Here is a 19662-nt window from a genome sequence, read left to right on the forward strand (position 1 = left end):
CTATGCGTCCTGTTTTTTATAAGTATAAATCGTCCAAACTATCCAAGCTATCAACTGTTGTGCCGCTAGCAACCCTAAAATGGCTAACGGTTTCAGTATGTTTAGCTTTAACGGCTTGTAATAATGCAACGACTGCACAAAGCGCTGACCAACTTGATGAGCCACATTCTAAGAATGCTCTAAAAGCAGACAACCATACTGGCAAAACCAATCATACTAACAAAACCATTAATATCGTATCCCCTGACTGGGGTAATGCGGCGACCTTGACCGCTATGGGTTATCCGCCGATTGCTACTGGCGATGTTAGGGTCTGGGACAGGTGGGTGGGTAAGCCTACACTGCCAAGCTCAATCATTGATTTGGGCATTCGCTATCAACCCAATGCGGAACTCATTGCCCAATTGCCTGTTGATATGGTCGTGGATAACTTTTTTTATGAGCATGCGCGCAGTCTCTATGGGGACGTGCCCGCTGAGTCTGTCATGTTCGCAGCCAAAGGCGATACCGCGACTTGGGCAGATTATACTGAGCCGACCCGCAAGTTGGGTGAGCTGATTGACAATCCTAAATTAGCTGAAGACTATATTGCAAAAAGTCAGAAAGACATCAATCTGGCCGGTGAGCGGTTTAAAAAGCGCTATCCTAAAGTGAAGAAATTCGCCGTTGTGCAGTTTGCCGATGCCAATAATATGCGCATGTATGTGGCCAATAGCTTGTTCAAACCTGCTTTTGACAAAATGGATAAGGAGCTTGTGGTTTTAGGTAAAGGAAACAGCTGGGGTTTTGTGCCCATACGAATGGGTGACTTGGCACAACTAGATGAGGATACCTGCCTGTTAATCATAGAACCGCTGAGTCCGATAACACGGGCTGAGATAGAGGATAGTTTGGTTTGGCAACGTTTAGGCTATGGCGATACACGCTGTGTGGGTGAGCTACCACCCGTATGGATTTATGGTGGTATGTCGTCATTGGTCAGCTTGGCGGATAATTTATCAACCGTAGTGTTAAAAGGTGGAGCGGCATAATGACAATCAATACGACCCATCACGGCAATGCTATGACTTCGCTCTCTTCATCACAGTCTTCTGATCTATCACAACAGCCTTCAAACTCGCAAAAAGCACAATCTAAGCTCTCATCAAATCCGTTACCAAACCCATCACCAAAGTCACCTCGACCGCAAAACACTTCCTCTACTGCCAGTTCAGGACGATTATGGGCGGCGCTTTTTAGCCTCACGATTTTATCACTATGGAGCGTCTGGGCATTAATAGATCAAGAGTGGACGCGGCCTGTTAGCGACTTATTGATACCCAGCGCGCAATTGGATATTACCAGTCTTGCGACGCAGCTGCATATAGTAGCGACCAGTATAGTGGCGCTATTGGCAGGGGGACTGCTGGGCGTTGTCAGTATTTTGCTGCAGCAATTGGTCAAAAACCCATTGGCCTCAGACACCACATTGGGCGTCGGTGTTGGTGCGCAATTAGCCATGCTTATCGTGACGCTATTTCTGCCAAGCTTGGCGATTTATGGTGGGCTTTATGTGGCCTTCGTCGGCGCACTCATCAGTATGGGGCTGGTATTTGCTTTATCCGCACCGAGTCGTTTTAATCCTTTGATTCTCATATTAGCGGGTCTGGTGGTGAATATTTTGCTCGCTGCCGTTGCTAATGTACTAGTGTTGTTTTTCGCTGAGCGTAGTAATGGTATGTTGTCATGGGCGGCTGGCTTTTTGGCACAAAATAGCTGGCATACCAGTACGATACTGGCGATCACGGCAGTCGTAATGGCGCTCGTCTGTCTGCCACTGCTAAAACCATTAACCCTAATGAGTTTGGATGATTTGCAAGCCAAGCGGTTGGGTGTGCCTATTAATGGTATACGTGCATTAGTAGTGCTCATTGTGGCTATCGTAACGGCTTTGGTCATCAGTGAAGTGGGTCTGATTGGTTTTATTGGTCTGGGTGCTGCCAGTTTGGTCAATGCGCTGGGTATCTCCTCCATTAGCAAACGCTTGGCAGCAGCTTTTGCCCTAGGTGCGCTGCTGTTATGGCTGACCAGTAATGTCGCGCTACTGTTAGAGCCGATACTCGATATGCAAATCCCAGCAGGAGCGCTGACAGGTATTCTTGGTGCGCCACTGATTATTTGGCTGATTTTACGCCAGCGCCGTGAGCGTATAGAAACCGTGACACCAATGCTTACCGGCAAGCATACGTCTATTGCATTTTGGCGCTGGGGCATCAGCGTGCTCGCACTTATCATGTTGGCTTGTCTTTTTGTCCAAGACGTTAACGGTTGGGGGCTTAGTACTGATTGGGTGATTACCCAGCAGTATCGATTGCCACGCAGTTTGAGCGCGGCGGCAACAGGTCTTATGTTGGCTATCGCTGGCGTACTATTGCAAACGCTCACCCGCAATCCGATGGCAAGCCCCGAGGTTTTAGGGGTCAGCTCGGGGGCGGCGCTTGGGGTCATCTTAGGATTTTTGCTGTTACCAAGCTTGGGGTTGTCCGCTGGGGCAGGGACGTTGCTGATTTCAGGACTGTCAGGTGCTATGGCTGTACTATTGCTGATCATTTGGCTAGCACGCAAGGTAAGCTCAGGCTATCTATTATTGGTGGGTATCGGTATTGCCGCGATGATGGATGGGGTAATGCATATGGTCAAGTTATCTGGTGACCCGCGCCTAGAAGCGATGCTCAGTTGGCTATCGGGGACGACTTATAGCGCCCAGCCGAGTACGGTCTGGTATCTTATTGCTATTGCTCTTATTTTATTTGCGCTCAGTTTGCTGATTATCAAACCGCTGCGCGTACTTGGTTTGGGTACAGGAATCGCTCGTAATTTGGGAGTGGCAGTGACACCAGTGACGCTCGCGCTATTGGTATTGGTAGCAGCGCTAAGTACGGCCAGTACACTCGCGGTCGGGCCATTAAGTTTTATTGGTCTAATGGTGCCGCACTTGGCGACATCACTCGGAGCTGTGAGGCTGGAGCGCCAATTACCTTTAGCGGCTTTGTTAGGCGCAGGGGTGATGGTCATAGCAGACTGGATTGGACGTTATGTCATTTTCCCCTATGAGCTGCCTGCGGGTACCATTGCTGCCATTATCGGTGGTGGATATTTCTTATGGCTGATTCGTAAAGTGCCAGTCGCAGTGAGCCGATAGTTTTCTGCTTTGATCGGGGCGTGTTTGATCTTTTGACCGTGGCAGTGACATCTTGTGAATGTTCAACACGCCCTAGATATTTCATAATGACAAACGCAGGTTAGGATAAATTCTTAACTCAGCTGCGTTTGTCAGCTATGCCTCATAAAGACATAGCTCAAAAATCGCTATGTGAGTTGATTGACTTTAACATTGCAGAAAATCATAAAAAATGAGTTGACAGCAAATTGCTGATAGTAAATACTACACCCCATTAAAGATAATGATTATCATTTACATTATTATTCAATGTTTCAATAAAAATGACTTTTCAGACGTAAGGTTTATGTTTGATTGTTTATTCAAGATTACTAACAACAAGGTTGATGCTATGGACACGCTGCTTTTAGACGAACCACTTGATAACGACTGCTATTTACATCGCCAAGCAAAGTTTGAATCCAAGGTTCGTAGTTATCCACGCAAGCTGCCCTTTGCGATTCAATCGGCAAAAGGGGCATGGATTACCGATGTTGAAGGCAATGATTACATAGATTGCCTGTCAGGTGCTGGCACATTAGCACTTGGACACAACCATCCTGTGGTCATAGAAAGCATCAAAGCGCTGTTAGACAGTAATCTACCAATGCATACATTGGATATCACCACACCGTTAAAAGACAAATTTAGCCAATTTATGTATGAGCTACTTGGCACCAATAGCGACGAGTATTGTTTGCAGTTTTGCGGGCCAACGGGTGCCGATGCGGTAGAAGCGGCTATCAAGTTGGCGAAGCAAGTCACTGGGCGTTCAGGGCTTGTTAGTTTTAGTGGCGGTTATCATGGCATGACGCATGGCGCGCTGGCTGTCACAGGGAATCTGGCACCGAAAGAAGGTATTGAAGGTCTGATGAGTTCGGTACAGTTTTTACCTTATCCCAATATGTATCGCTGTGCATTTGGTTTGCCTTTTGAGCAAAGCATTCATGCCCATATGAACTATTTCGAAAACTTCTTAAAAGATGTAGAGAGCGGCGTGGTCAAACCAGCAGCCGTTATTTTGGAAGTTATACAAGGTGAAGGCGGTGTCAATCCTGCCCCAATTGAGTGGTTAAAGCATGTGCGCCGAGTGACAAAAGAGCTTGGCATTATGCTGATTATCGACGAAGTACAAACAGGGTTTTGCCGTACAGGACGTTGGTTTGCCTATCAACACGCGGATATCGATCCCGATATGATCGTCATGTCAAAAGCGATTGGTGGCGGTTTGCCACTTGCGGTATTGGGTATCAAAAGACAATACGATGTATGGCAAGCGGGCAATCATTCTGGCACGTTTAGAGGCAATCAATTGGCAATGGCGACTGGCCTTGCCACCCTCAATTACTTGAACGACAACAATGTCGCTGACTATGTTTTAGAAATAGGCGCATGGTTTATGTCACAGTTAAAGACACTTCAACAGCGTTATCCGAGCATTGGTCAAGTCAGAGGGCGAGGCCTCATGATTGGTATAGAAATTATCAACCCTAGCTTGTCTAAGCAAAATGATGGTAGCTATCCAGCAGACAGCGATGTGGCTGCCAAAATTCAGCAAGCGTGTTTTAAACATGGTCTAGTGATTGAAAAGGGCGGACGCGGTGGCACAGTACTGCGATTATTACCACCGCTTAACGTGACCAAAGATGAGCTACAGCAAGTCTTGCAAAGGCTTGATATGGCGCTAGAAGAAAATCAATAGCGTTGCCAACGCCTTAGGATGATTCACATATCTATAAAAAAACTCTGATAACAACTCTAATAACAAGTCACTTATCTATGATTTATAACATCGTAGGATAGGACGGGTGAGGACATTTTGCATTTATTAAATCAACAAACCAGTGAGCAATATGTCACGCATATGCAAAAAACCAGCGCTGTTATCAAACAGTGGCTAGACGACAATAACGTATATTTGGGCGGCACACCGCAACAAGTGCAAGCGACCAATACTTTTAGCATCCGTGAGCAGGGCCGAGACATCGACACGATACTCGCTGATATTCAAAGCAAGTTTTTACCCAGTTGTGTCTCGACGGCCAATGCGAATTGTTTGGCACACTTGCATCCGCCAACCTTGGTCATCGGTCAGATTGCTGAGATGATTATCGCGGCTACCAATCAGAGTATGGACTCGTGGAATCAAAGCCCAGCAGCAACCTATATCGAAAAAGATTTAATCAAATGGCTGTGCAAATTATGTCAGTTTGGCAGTGGTTTTGATAACAGTTTCGATAACAGCTTTGATAGTCAGGCTGATAGCGACTCTGGTGGTGTTTTTACTAGTGGCGGTACGCAAAGTAATCTGATGGGTTTACTGCTGGCACGCAATAGGTTCTATGAGTCTAAAGGCGTTGATGTGCAAAAGGACGGCCTGATCGGTCAGCCTATTAGTAGTATTCTATGCTCAGACCAAGCGCACTTTTCTATCGAAAAAAATGCAGCACTATTGGGTATAGGTCAACAATCTGTTATTAAAATAGCGACCGATGCATCGGGTGCCATGCTGGTGTCTGACTTACAACATCAGATAAATCAGCTAGGCGCTGACAATGTGATGGCTATCATCGCAACCGCTGGCACGACTGACTTGGGTGCTATTGACCCTCTCATGGCTATTGGCAAAATTTGCCGTGATGCACAGATATGGCTACATGTCGATGCGGCATGGGGCGGGGCATTACTATTATCACAGCGCTATCAACACTTGATTGATGGTCTGAATCAAGCTGATTCTATCACCTTGGACTTTCACAAGCATTTTTTCTTACCGATTAGCTGCGGTGCTTTTCTCTTACGAGACAATCAAAATTTCGAGAGCATTCGCCATCATAGCGAGTATCTAAACTCTACTGATGATGAACAAGACAATATCCCAAACTTGGTGACGTACTCTTTACAGACTACACGCCGATTCGATGCCTTGAAGCTGTGGATGGCTCTGGACTTACTAGGTACGGATGGCTATGCAACCTTGATTGATAACTGTTTGGATACCGCTAAGCAGGCGGCACAGCTGATTGGTGCCAACGACAATTTTGTACTGGTACATGAGCCCATCATTAGCAGTGTTTTGTTTTATTTTACCCCTAAAGAGGCTGCACTATCTAACGACCAACTAGCACAGCTCAATCGTCACATTGCGCAAGCATTATTGGTCAATAATATTGCCAATGTGGCCACCACTCAGTTTGAACAGCGCCTTTGCCTTAAATTCACCATTTTAAATCCCAGTACTCACATCAATGATATTGCAGGCATCATTGAGCAGATGGCTATTGCTGGTTTTAACCAACTCAATTCTGACAAATCGAAAGTTGATGGGAAGAAACAACATGATGCAGCATAAAACGCTTGATCGTCTCACGCTACAAAATCTAATCAACGCTTACTGTTTTGAGACTGGGCGCGGTGACATTATTGCCGTAGAGCAGCAGGATGATATACAGAAGCAGGCCTCACAGAATAAGCCTCTATTAGTGCTAACGTTAGCGCCTTTAAACACAGTAATGGTCGTACCTGTCGATAGAGTAAGCCAATTGGGTCAGCACCGTTTTGCAGGTACGCCGCTTATATTAAACAAGCAAACGGATAGCTCATTGCAAAACAAACAATGGATAAAGTCTTCTGCTATGAGCTTAGCATCTTTGATTATTGAAGACATTGTCCATCGTTATAAAGACAAAGCGATGCTAGATGCCAATGGGGTATTAAAGCGTTGGATTGAGAGTTATGAAGGGCTACAGATTATCTTAGAGCATCGCAATGATGAGATTGATGACATTATTGACTATCAGCAAGACTTTATTCAGACCGAACAAAACCTTATTTACGGTCATGCCATGCATCCCACACCCAAAGGCCGTGCAGGGTTTTATGCTGACGAGTGGGCAAAGTATGCGCCCGAGACCAGCAGCAAAACCCAGCTGCATTATTGGCTGGTGCACCCCAGCTGCATTGCAGAAGAATTCGTAGATGGCGAGAGCATTACCACAGCGCTCAAACTAAAGCTAACAGCTGGCATGAGTCATTATCAACAGCAACTGGTCGATGAGCATCCTGACTATAAGCTGTTGCCACTGCACCCTTGGCAAGCAAGGTTTTTGCAGCAGCAGCCGTGGTATCAAAAGCTGCTAGAAAAAGGCCAATTGTTTGACTTGGGTGAGCTCGGTTGGTATTTGCACCCAACAACATCAGTACGCACGCTAGCGGCCTTTGATGCGCCTTGGATGTTTAAACTGTCGTTGTCTGTAGCAATTACCAATTCGGTGCGGATTAACCTGCCTAAAGAATGCAAACGCGGGATGCATGCCTGCCGAATCTGGCGTAGCGACTATGGTACCCAGCTCAAAACCGAGTACCCTACGATTGCGGTATTGAATGATCCTGCTTGGATTGCCTTACGTGTCGACGGTAAAATTATTGATGAGACTATTTGTATCTTACGTGACAACCCTTTTACAGAGGATACGCAAGTCACCAATCTTGCTAGCTTAAGCCAAGACCATCCGACTCGTCTCACCAACCGGTTAGAAACGTTGTTTAAGTCTATTCATAAAGGCACCGACGAGCCGTTGGATAAAATTGCTGTCCAGTGGTTTGATACTTATTTGCAAGTCGGTTTTATACCGCTCATTCATATGTATTATCAGCATGGTATTGGGTTTGAGGTACATCAGCAAAACAGTCTGATCGAGCTAACAGACGGCTATCCTACTAAGTTTTGGGCCAGAGACAATCAAGGGTTTGGTTATATCGCAGAGTACGCTACGCGGCTCATTGATGCTTATCCAGAGCTTATTAGCGAAGGAGAGTGCGTCATTCCAGAGGACTTTGCTGACTCAAGATTTGCCTATTATTTAGTTGGTAATAGCATATTTGGCCTTATTACCGCCATTGCTCGTACTCAGCTTGTGAGTGAGGATGCATTAATTGCGATGTTTAGAAATTGTCTAATGGCGTTAGAGCAACAATACCCGCATCGTTCGTTATTTGACTTGTTGTTGCGTAGCCCTACATTGCCGTTTAAGGGCAATCTACTCACCAGACTCTATGCGCTGGATGAGTTAACCGCACCTGTTGAGACCCAGTCTATTTATGTCGATATTCCAAACCCTATGATGACGTAGCCTTTTATATCACGAAACGAAAGCACAAATAAGCGTACGACAGAAACTAGCAGTAGAATAAAAGTAATCACTAAGGGGTGACAGTGTTAGATATTATCGGTATTGGCGTCGGGCCATTCAATCTCAGTTTAGCGGCATTACTGACGAAAACAGAGGTAACGGCCAAATTTTTTGAGCAAAAAGCCGAGTTTAATTGGCATAAAGGTATGATTTTACCGAATACTACACTGCAAGTGCCGTTTATGGCAGACTTGGTGACATTAATAGACCCAACCAGCCCGTATTCCTTTCTAAATTATTTGCATACTCAGCAGCGATTGCTTAAGTTTTACTTTTTAGAAGAATTTAAAATTTATCGCAAAGAGTATAACCACTATTGCCAATGGGTAGCAGGGCAGCTGGATAGTCTGAGTTTTGATGCGACAGTCATAGATGTGGCGTTTGACGACAGTAACGATGGGTTTGTCGTGACGGTCTGTGAGCAAGGTATACAAAACACCTATCATGCTAAAAATTTAGTCATAGGCACGGGCACACAGGCCACGCTACCACTATCGTTGCAAGACATTGCCAAGCAAGCACCCAACCGTTGTATGCACACCGCCCATTTTGCAGACAGTTTTGACTTAGATAGTCTAAAGCCAAATAGCGGTAAGGTAGAAGAGGGGTTACCCAAAATATTGGTATTGGGATCTGGTCAGTCCTCAGCAGAGGTATATCGAACCTTATTCGATCAACAGTTTGATGGCGATGATAGTACTAATGACAACCCTAAGTTTCAGCTAGATTGGATGACGCGCTCGGCAGGATTTTTCCCCATGGAATACTCCCCATTAGGCTTGGAGCATTTTAGCCCTGCATATACCGATTACTTTTATCATTTAGACTCAGTAACCAAACCCCAAATCACTGCCAAGCAAGACCTGCTCTATAAAGGCATGGGCTTTGAGACCATACGAGATATTTATTATCGTCTCTATGAGCGCAGTATCACCAATCAAGACTTGTATTCAACGTTGCTGTCTAACTGTGAAGTGGTTGAGGCAACGCTGACAACAATGCTAGAAGAGCCAGAGCCGACAGGCACCATAAAACTAGTAGGTAGACAGCGTGAACAAAATCAAGATTTTACTGCTGAGTATGATTGTGTGATTGCTGGTACAGGCTATCGTTATGGTCTGCCTGAGTGTTTAAACACGATACTACCTAGCATCGCACACGATGAGTTTGAGCAGCCAATCATTGATCGAAACTATGTGCTGAAATATGTGCTGACGTATCAAAAAGAGATGGCGACTGACGGCAAGATTTTTGTGCAAAACCAAGAGGTGCATACCCATGGCGTTGGCGCTCCAGACTTGGGACTGGGTGCGTACCGAGCAGGTTGCATCATTAATCAGTTGACGGGTGAGCAGACTTATGACACCGACGCCTTAACAGTGTTTCAAAATTTTGGCGCGTAGTGCTTTATCAGACTCATATTTAACAGAAACGATATTAGAGAATATTAATCATCTAACAAAATAATAATTAGGAGCAAGTCATGCCGACCATCACCCAAAACCTGCCAGATACTTTTAGTATTGAAGCGTATCAAAAGACATTTGCATTGAGACCTGTCAGCTATCCAGAAGACATGCCATTACTATATCAATGGATGCATGCCGAACATGTGGTTGATCAGTGGCAGCTGCATCTACCAATGGCGCAGCTAAAAACCCATTTTGAAAAAATGCTTGCCGATGACCATCAGCGTCTTTACCTCATACTTTGTAATGATGAGCCGATTGGCTATACAGAGATTTATGAAACGGCTCGTGACCGGTTGTCTCAGTATTACAAAGCCAAAGAGACGGATATGGGCTGGCATATCTTGCTTGGCGATCCAGCGGTGGTTGGCAAAGGCTATCTAAAACCAACTGGGATGATGATTAGTAAGTTTATATTTGAGCATACTGAAGCCAAAAAAATCGTGGTTGAGCCGGATAGCAAAGTTGAAGTATACCAATGGATTGCAGATAGCTTCGCTTATAGAGTGCAACGACTGATTGATATGCCAGAAAAGACCGCCTCCTTGTATTTTTGCAATCGTGATGAGTTCTTAGAATCTAGAGGATATCTCAGCTTTTATGGTGCCACCGCTTAATGAGCAACACCTCTATCAATGAAGCGCCTATAGGTGAATTGCCTACAGAGCAACCTTCTTCACAGCTGTCTTCAAATAGTGCCCTTGAGGAGAGCGATGGCTTGAACGACAAGCAAGTACAACGAGTGTTACTGACACTACTACTCGGCGGCACGGTGGTCAGCTTTAGTAATAGCGCGCTCAATCCAGCAATTCCTGTCTTTATGTCGGTGTTTGATGTCGACATTGTGATGGGCGGCTGGGTGCTAAATGCTTATGTCTTGGCCATGAGTGTGGGGCTGATGCTGAGTGGCTACTTAAACAAAAAGTTTCCTTTCAAGTATGTTTATTTAGCCGCGATTTTCGGGTTTATGCTAGGCTCAGTCATTGGCATGTTGGCGTCCAGTATGGGCTTTGTCATCATTGCCAGAGCCATACAAGGGCTGAGTGGCGGTCTGATTATCCCGCTGTCTATTGGCATTCTATATCAGATTTATCCGCAGAAGCAGCACGGCAGAGTAATGGCGCTATGGGGCATTGTTATTATGATGTCATTAGCGTTTGGCCCTTTGGTCGGGGCTTACTTGGTTGAGCAGTTTGCGTGGTGGACATTGTTTGCCATTACGTTACCACTTAGTATGGCGGTCATGGCGATGGTGTGGTGGTTAATACCTGACATGCGCTCACATGACAAAAAAAGCCCTTTCGATACCATCGGATTTGTCAGCTTACTAATTTGGCTGCTCGCGATGATGGTTTGGCTGAGTACACTGAAAATAGATTTTACTAGTGGTCTGTCAAGCAATGATGGTTTATTAGAGATAGCCACGTTGGGTTTGTTGTCTGTCGGATTTTTACTGTCCGCGATGGTTTGGTGGGCATATGAACGTCGTCAGCGTCACCCATTACTGAACGTGCGCTTGTTTAGTAATCAAACCTATTTGCACAGTACCATTATCAGCATTACCCAAACAGTCGGTTTGATGCTGTGTCTCTTGTTATTACCCGTGTTGATACAAGACGTGATGGGCGAGAGTGCTTTATGGACAGGTGTTGTCTTGATGGTCGCGACCCTCGTAGCCAGTATCACCACGCATTACGCTGGCAAGATTGTAGACAGGCGCGGTGCAAGAAGCATTGGCATTTTTGGAATTGTGATTAGTGCGCTGTCTACCTTTATGCTGGCGTGGTGCTTGTATCAGCCCACGCTTTGGCTACTGATGCTGATTATGTGCGTGCGCGGTGTCGGAGTGGGTCTAGCATACCTACCAACCACTACCGTTGGGTTTAGTAGTTTACCCAAAGACTCGGTCACTGAAGGGGCGGCGCTTAATAACATCAGTCGCCGTATCGTTTCTACATTGTTCATAGCATTGGCTACTATTTATATAGATGGTCGAGGCGCTCAATTATTAGCGGCAGGCAGTCGAGAAAGCACGGCAAGCGCGATCCAAGAAGTATTGGTAATTATCGCTGTAATTTTGATATTTACGATTCCTTCAGCGTGCAAATTACCACGATCCCCATAAACAAACACCCCGTATCGGGGTTTACTTTAACTTATTAATGTAAATAATTATCATTCGCTTTGCACGCATCTAAATTCATACTTTTACTTGATTCAATTTTCAGACAGGAAGCTTATATCTATGTCCAATCATCTAGCAAACTCTACCAAAAACAATAATAGCAATCATAGTGCTGATATCACTTATGCAAATAAACCGTGGCAAGCGCCTGTCGATTCTAAAATTATAGCACGCGCTGAGCAACGAGTGATTAAGCAATTGCTACAAGCATTGCTATATGAAAATATCATTGAGTTTGAATCTGAAAGTGCGAACACCACTCATGAAAGTACTGGTAATGAAACGCTGCTGAATTTTGTTATCAAAGCAGGTAATGATGTCAACTATACCGCGCAAGGTCATATTCATTATAGTTTTGACATCATTCGTTTAAATGACTTGAATGTGCAGCGAGTGGTTAACGGTGTTGCCGAAGACGCTATTCTTGAGCATGTAATCAGTGATATCTTGCTCAACATTGAGGGTGCAGAACTCAAAGACAGCTTTATTAAAGAGCTGCGTCATACCTTAGTAAATGAAACACAAGCTCAGATACTGGCTTCTAGCATACCTGTGCCTATTGATACGCTCACTTATGAGCAACTCGAAGGCTATTTGACGGCAGGGCATCCTTATCATCCGTGTTTTAAGTCTCGTATTGGTTTTGATTTGCAAGATAACTATGACTATGGCCCAGAGTTTGATCAAAATATCGGTGTGGTGTGGTTGGCGGTCAAAAAACAGCTACTGGTGAGCAATACCACCACCGGCATCGATATAAATGAATGGGTGAAAGATTATGTGGGTACTGATGAATTTGCTGCACTTAATGCCAAACTGACAGAAGTACTTACAATCGCAAATGAGACGGCTAATGACTATTGCCTAATACCTGCGCATCCTTGGCAATGGCAAAACACCTTGATTCAAGCATTACAACCATTACTTGCCACGCAAGAGATTATCTATTTGGGTAGCGCGGGTCATCAATACCGCGCTCAGCAGTCTATTCGCTCACTGACGATACTTGGTAATAGCGATGACAATGGTAACAATGACACTATTAATGATAAAGCCTACCTAAAACTAAGTATGCATCTGATTAATACCTCAAGCACGCGAATACTAGCAAAGCATACCGTGATGAACGCTGCTGTTGTCACTACTTGGTTAAATCAACTGATTGCAGACGACAAGACCGCCCAAGCATTACCCATTGCGTTTTTGGGTGAGACGGTTGGCGTCAGTTTAGACCATGAGGCGTTACGCGCGCGCGGCTATCAGCATCCAAATATGTATGGCGGGCTGGCTGCGATTTGGCGAGAAAACGTGAACCAGTATCTATCAAAAGAGCAAGTAGCATTTCCGCTCAATGGTGTCAGTTATGTCAATGCTGACGGCTCGCATCTGATAGCACCTTGGCTTGATAAATATGGCGTAGAGACATGGATTGCGCAGTTAATTAAGGTCACTGTCACCCCTTTATTACATGTCTTATTTGGTTATGGTGTGGCATTAGAGTGCCATGCGCAAAACATCATCTTGGTACATGAAGATGGCTATCCCGTAAAAATATTATTAAAAGATTTGCATGACGGGGTTCGCTATTCACCTGAGCACTTAACCCAACAACACTTGCGTCCAGATTTCTATAGCTTGCCACCTGCTCATGCTGCCTTAAATAGAGGCTCATTTATCGAGACCGAAGATACCGATGGCATTCGGGATATGACGGTTGCTTGCTTATTTTTTGTGGCGTTGTCAGACATTGCGATTTTTATGCAGACGCATTATCACTATGCTGAAGTGGCGTTTTGGCAACAGGTTACTGACTGCGTGACTGACTATCAAACCTCCCATCCAGAGCATCAAATACGGTTCGGCTTGTTTGATATATTTGCCAAGCAAACTCGCATTGAGTCATTGGCTAAGCGCCGATTATTCGGAGACAAAGCATTCCCGATTAAATACATTAATAACCCATTGTTTAAAAGTCGGGGGTGAAATGATGCATACATTATTTCCTGTGCAAACTTCTGCGCAAAACAGCCATCTTGATGTAAATCCTGAGCCAGATATCGAGGCCATTCAATGGTCGCTGATGAGTCATTTAGTAGAGTGTTTTCTATTAGAGCAATGGGTGGATGAGCAACTTATTCAAGTGACAACAACGACATATTATCTATCAATTCATGAAGCTTCTAAAACTCAAGATACCCGTCAATTTTTAGAATCACTACCACAGCAGTATCAAGACTTCTTTGACCAAGATAACTCGTTAATGGTTATGAAAGTTGACCAAAATAGACAGTTATTACTACTGGTCGAGCCTGCTTACACGTCACCATGGCGACTATCTAAATCCTGTTTGCCTGTCATACACAGTGTCAATGACAGTCGTAATAACAACTTTAATAACGATCTTAATAGCATCCTCAATAACAAGCATCACAAAGATAGCGCTTTGCTAGAGCCAGTAAGCTCAGCACAGCAATTGTTAGATATCTTTTTATCAATGATGGATAGTGCCACGTTGTCTGATGTCGGTGTTTTAAAGCTAAAAGAAAGCTTAGAGGCTTCTTTTATAGCTCAGCAACAATCAACAACTGCAAATATCACGACGGCAGTTTGTCAACATCCGCACTGGCATCAAACCTTGATTGCAGCGGAGCAATGGGCATCGTTGATGGATCGTCCTTTTCATCCATTGGCAAAAGGTAAATTGGGCTTTACGGCAACAGAATACCAACGTTATATGGCAGATTTTAACCAACCCATTAAGCTGGTATGGGTCGCCATTGCCAAAAGCCATGTCATGGTGGCAGAGCATGTTCAAGACATGACAATACAAAATCCAGCGACTTATCTTTTGGATACTATGCAGCAGCAGAGTTTGATGCGAGAGCTAGACGAAAAAGGCATTGTGGATACGCACATTGCGATGCCCGTACACCCTTGGCAAATAACTCATGTAATTGATGAGATGTATGCCGACGATCTTGCTAATGGCACAGTTGTCACTCTCAAGTTTGATACGCTCATCACTTATGCCAGCTCATCCATGCGTAGTATGCTGATTGACGCGGATACGCCGAATAGCATTAAGCTGCCTATAGGGGTGTATGCACTGAACTCAAAGCGCTATCTACCAGCACTTAAGCTGATCAATGGCGAAAAAAACCAAGCCATACTGATGCAGGCAAGAACGTTAGACCCTGCACTATCAGCGCAGCTACGATTATGGGATGAACGTCTTTGGTGGGGCTATATGTCGCCGTCTCATGTGCACGATAAAAGCTCAATCAATCCTTACTTTTATCAAGGAAAACCCACGCACTTAGGCGCGATGCTACGCCAACTACCAGCAGATCTATGCGACGATACAATTCAACTGTTACCCATGGCAAGCTTGGGTATGTTGGTATATCAGCAAGGTGTCAGTCACCATATTTTTGACGATATTGTTCAGGAAGGTATTCAGAATAGTAGTCAAAGCAGTGTTCAAGAAGGCTCGCCGCAGAATAAAAAAATAGCGGTTATCAAGTGCTTTAGCAATCTGTGTGAGGTGTTTTTGGGGACGATGCTGCGCTGCTTACGCTTAGGGTTTGCGCCTGAGATGCATGGGCAAAATATTGTTATCGTGCTAAAAGATAATCGTTTTACCAGTCTGTTACTGCGTGATCATGATTCAGTACGTATCTATCTACCATGGCTGGCACGCCACCAAATCGCAGATCCTGACTATCTGAGCCCGCCAGATTTTAAAAATCGGCTATACCGAGAGACGCCGCAAGCGCTGGTATTCTATCTACAGTCATTAGGGTTGTTGGTCAATATTCGCGCCATTATCGAATCCTTGGTCGAGCACTACGAAATTAATGAGGATGCCCTATGGCGTGAAGCAATGACAAGTATTGAGGAGGCGTTGATGACTATCGATTTTGATGATGATCAACGTCAGATTATTCGTGACGAGTTATTGAGCAACTCACACTACCCGCATAAGACATTGCTACTGCCTGTGATAGCACGTGGCTCTGACCCTCATGGCAGTATGCCAGCTGGAGAAAGTAGGACGATAAACCCCTTTATGCGCGTCAATAGAAACATCTAGCTCATAGCGCTATAAAAATAATATCCAACTAAAACGTATTATGATGAGAAAAAAATGAGCGAAGTTGATATTAATAAACTCATAAATATTTATAAAAAAATCGGTACATCGACTATTGGTCATCTGACTGGGGAAGGGTATTTGCCAGATATCAAAGCGCTGAATCCTTGTACGGCTACCATAGTCGGCCGAGTGTTAACGGTACAGCTAACCTCTGACAACACGGATGTGATCAATCAGGCATTGATTCAAGCAGCGCCAAATGATGTGCTATGTATTGATGCTCAAGTATTAGGCATTAAAGCATGTTGGGGAGCACTGCGAACTTGCGCGGCTATCTATGAGAAGCTATCAGCCGTCATTGTCATTGGGCAGGCAACTGACTCGGTACAAATTAAGCAGCTGGGCTTTCCTGTGTTTGCACAAGGTATCAGTTCCATAACCACTTTCAAGAGCAACCAAGCACCAGGCACGCTAGCGTCCGATATTTGCTATCGCTTTGGTGAGCAGATTACGACGATTCGTTCAGGAGACATCGTCATTATGGATAATGATGGCGTGTTTATCTTGCCTATTGACGTGGCGCAGAAGTTATTATTAGATTGCCAAAACAAGCACAAAGCAGATGAGATAAAGTTTCAGCTATTTTTTGATGCTTATCGTCATAATCAGTTAGATCAACTCTTTAAGTAGTCATTACTTAAACAACGCTTAAGCAAGCTCTTTTAGCCAAGGATGGCATTCACAATACTGTAAATAATTGTAGAAATAAAAATGATTATCATTTACAATATCATTCACAAACTTAGTACACACAGTATTATTAGCTAAATATAACTTTTACCACTATTTGACCCTCCAACTAAGTGAAGTGAATATGAAACGCCATCATCAAGTTGCTCTATCTGTTCTCACCCTTTGTATTAGTCAGCAATTATATGCACAAAACAATGTCAATGAAGCGGATGCCGTATTAGATGCACAGACCTCAGCGGAACTGGCTTCAAGTACTGTGTCTGATGAGACTCCCAATGTGACTTTAGACACTATCAATGTCACTGCTAAAGCCAGAACGGGTACGGCGCTGGCTCAGAAGATTAGTGAGATGCCAGCCGTCACGCAAGTAATTACTGAAAGCGAGATTCAGATGCAGGCGACGGGCAACCGTACCACTGGTGACATCTTGGCACAGCTGATTCCGAGCTTGGGTACCAGTAGTGGTTCGACCAGTAACTACGGCACCACCATGCATGGCCGTCCAGTACAGTTTTTGCTAAATGGTGTGCCATTAAGCGGTTCACGCAGTCTTTCACGTGAGCTTAACAGTATTGATACGTCACAGCTTGAGCGGGTAGAGGTGCTTTCGGGTGCCACTAGTATCTATGGTGCTGGCGCGTCAGGTGGCCTGATTAACCTTGTGACTAAATCTCTGGTGGGTTATGGCCCTATTAGACAAACCAGAGTGGGCGTTAGTAGTAGCCGCGACTTTGACTCAGATTCATTTGGCTATAATGTAGGGCAAACCTTAGGATATGGCGGCGAGCGGGCTTATGGACGCTTAGATGTTGATTATGAGACCAAAGGTGGAAAGTTCGATAGCAAGGGCGATCGAGTTAGCCCAGATGTCAACCAAACGGATCAACAAGATACCGAATCACTAAGTGTGAATGGTAGCTTAGGTATAGAGCTAACGGACACCCAACGTCTTGATCTCGCAGTGACTTATTATAAAGATAAGCAAGATACTGACTACGGCCCAGACTACGGTGATGGTTTAGCCGTGTTATATGGTGCCAGCCCATCTTTAGTAGCCATTGATGGCGCCAACGTAGAAAACCAGCCTTATACCGAAAAAAGCTCCGTGAATTTAAATTATAGTGATGATGATTTTGCGGGTTCAGGTTCTAGCTTAAGTGTAACGGGCTACTATAGAGATGAAAAAGGCCGTTTTTATCCTTCTGCCAAGAGTGCAGCAACCCAAGCAGCTGAAGTATGGCAGGCCAATGGTTTGACTAACGAAAACACAGTGAACAAGCTTACCAGTGCCGCAGTATTTGTGACCCAGTCAGAAGCTGATATCGAAGTGATGGGTCTACGTGCAGCCATGCAAACTGAAACCGAAATCGCAGGCAAAAACACACTGTTTAGTTATGGTGTGGATGTCGAACGCGAAAACAGTGAGCAGACCTACTATGGTCAAGACTTAAATATATTTCTTGCTAGTAATGGCTTGACCGCCCAAACCAATGGGCTTACTTACAATGGTGGGCCAGATACTACCATCGATAAATTGGGTGCTTTTGTCAATGCAGATGTTGACTTGACCGACAAGTGGCATACTAGTGCTGGCGTACGTTATCAAAAGCTAAAATCTGAGACTGATACCTTTACGCCCATCTATGAGCAGCTGCTTGAAGAGTATTTTAATAGTTCTGCTATTAGCGGGACAAGTGCAGCTTATGGCATTGACTATCAAGCAGGCGACGTAGAAAAAGGCAACACCGACCATGACAAAGTACTTTTCAATCTTGGTACCAGCTATCAGATAACACCGAAAGATCAATTGTTTGCCAATTTTTCACAAGGTCTTGATACTGCAGATATACAGCGAGCACTGCGTGATGTGCGTGCCGGTTTCGTGGTTAATTCAGACAATGTTCAACCGATTGCAACCAATAACTATGAGTTTGGTTGGCAAGGAAAACACGGTGATACAGCGGCACGCTTGAGCGGTTTTTATAACGAATCAGACAAAACGGTACGCTTTACCAATGACTATACGGTAGAAGTGGTCGATACCGATGAGCGTGTCTACGGCGTAGAAGGCTCATTCAGTCACGATATTAATGAGCAATGGCAAGTGGGTGGCAGTGTCGCCTATACCCGTGGTCAGTACGACAAAGATGGCGATTGGTTGGAGCTCGATGCCGTGCGCTTGACGCCACTTAAAGGCACCGCATTTGCGCAATACAACTTTGATGAAGGCAGTAATGTACGTCTACAAGCGTTAGCAATTGGCGGTGATGATAAAGCCTTTAAGGATCAACAGAAAGACCCTGATTCTAGCGCATTGCCAGTGACAGGTTATATGACACTAGACGTTTTGGGACAAGTAAAAATGCCAGTAGGCCGAGTAGACTATGGGGTTTATAACTTACTCAATAAGGATTATCTAACGGTCTATCATCAAACAACCTATGGCGACTTGAATCGTCTACCTGCCTCGGGCACAACTTACGGCTTGAGCTACACTGTAGATTATTAAAGAAGGGTACGATGACATGCCCTACAAATCCTTTACGTTATCTAAAAAGGATTTGATCTAAAGATTTGATATAAGAATTTAAGCCTACCCCCATCAGTTGGATGCAACTGATGGGGGTAATTTTATGGCGTACGCCCTAAATATTCCATTTTTTAATAACTGTATTCTACTTATTACACAACTGCCTCAACAGCGGTAAAAGATTTAATGCTAAAATCGCCAGTCATTATTACCCCAGCCGCTAGTGCCTGTGTAAATG

Annotated in this window: 12 protein-coding genes; all 12 read left to right on the plus strand. The window is 44.6% G+C overall.

Annotated elements, in window-relative coordinates:
- Positions 1–2 precede the first annotated feature (2 nt).
- The 12 genes from ACSUPM_RS05835 to ACSUPM_RS05890 all read left to right on the plus strand — a co-directional run bounded on the left by ACSUPM_RS05835 (position 3) and on the right by ACSUPM_RS05890 (position 19403).
- Positions 3–1031 (plus strand): ABC transporter substrate-binding protein, encoded by a 1029-nt coding sequence (locus ACSUPM_RS05835; protein ID WP_201575743.1) that lies wholly within the window; start codon positions 3–5, stop codon positions 1029–1031.
- Positions 1031–3181, plus strand: a complete 2151-nt coding sequence (gene fhuB / locus ACSUPM_RS05840; protein WP_227687548.1) for a Fe(3+)-hydroxamate ABC transporter permease FhuB — start codon at positions 1031–1033, stop codon at positions 3179–3181. Before ACSUPM_RS05835 ends, fhuB begins: the two co-directional genes overlap by 1 nt.
- Before the next feature lie 370 nt (positions 3182–3551).
- Positions 3552–4901 carry a diaminobutyrate--2-oxoglutarate transaminase family protein gene (locus ACSUPM_RS05845; protein ID WP_201575744.1) on the plus strand — a complete coding sequence of 450 codons (1350 nt, stop codon included), beginning with the start codon at positions 3552–3554 and terminating at the stop codon, positions 4899–4901.
- A gap of 117 nt (positions 4902–5018) precedes the next feature.
- The gene (locus ACSUPM_RS05850) at positions 5019–6551 is read left to right on the plus strand and encodes a pyridoxal phosphate-dependent decarboxylase family protein (RefSeq protein ID WP_201575745.1); all 1533 of its coding nucleotides are present in this window, start codon (positions 5019–5021) and stop codon (positions 6549–6551) included.
- Positions 6538–8331, plus strand: a complete 1794-nt coding sequence (locus ACSUPM_RS05855; protein WP_201575746.1) for an IucA/IucC family protein — start codon at positions 6538–6540, stop codon at positions 8329–8331. Before ACSUPM_RS05850 ends, ACSUPM_RS05855 begins: the two co-directional genes overlap by 14 nt.
- Positions 8332–8414: 83 nt before the next feature.
- The gene (locus ACSUPM_RS05860; protein WP_201575747.1) at positions 8415–9794 is read left to right on the plus strand and encodes a lysine N(6)-hydroxylase/L-ornithine N(5)-oxygenase family protein; all 1380 of its coding nucleotides are present in this window, start codon (positions 8415–8417) and stop codon (positions 9792–9794) included.
- Between the two features lie 80 nt (positions 9795–9874).
- Entirely contained in the window at positions 9875–10477 is a 603-nt protein-coding gene (locus ACSUPM_RS05865; protein ID WP_201575748.1) for a GNAT family N-acetyltransferase, read from the plus strand.
- A complete protein-coding gene (locus ACSUPM_RS05870; protein WP_201575750.1) occupies positions 10477–11985 on the plus strand; it encodes an MFS transporter in 1509 nt (502 codons plus the stop codon). Before ACSUPM_RS05865 ends, ACSUPM_RS05870 begins: the two co-directional genes overlap by 1 nt.
- 120 nt (positions 11986–12105) lie before the next feature.
- Positions 12106–14028, plus strand: a complete 1923-nt coding sequence (locus ACSUPM_RS05875; RefSeq protein ID WP_201566065.1) for an IucA/IucC family protein — start codon at positions 12106–12108, stop codon at positions 14026–14028.
- A 1-nt stretch (position 14029) separates the two neighbouring features.
- Entirely contained in the window at positions 14030–16138 is a 2109-nt protein-coding gene (locus ACSUPM_RS05880; RefSeq protein WP_201566066.1) for an IucA/IucC family protein, read from the plus strand.
- A gap of 54 nt (positions 16139–16192) precedes the next feature.
- Positions 16193–16831 (plus strand): RraA family protein, encoded by a 639-nt coding sequence (locus ACSUPM_RS05885; RefSeq protein WP_201566067.1) that lies wholly within the window; start codon positions 16193–16195, stop codon positions 16829–16831.
- A 184-nt stretch (positions 16832–17015) separates the two neighbouring features.
- Complete coding sequence (locus ACSUPM_RS05890) at positions 17016–19403, plus strand: TonB-dependent receptor (RefSeq protein ID WP_201566068.1); 2388 nt, start codon at positions 17016–17018, stop codon at positions 19401–19403.
- Positions 19404–19662: the final 259 nt, after the last annotated feature.

This window comes from Psychrobacter okhotskensis (assembly GCF_965638355.1).
GTDB lineage: Bacteria > Pseudomonadota > Gammaproteobacteria > Pseudomonadales > Moraxellaceae > Psychrobacter > Psychrobacter okhotskensis.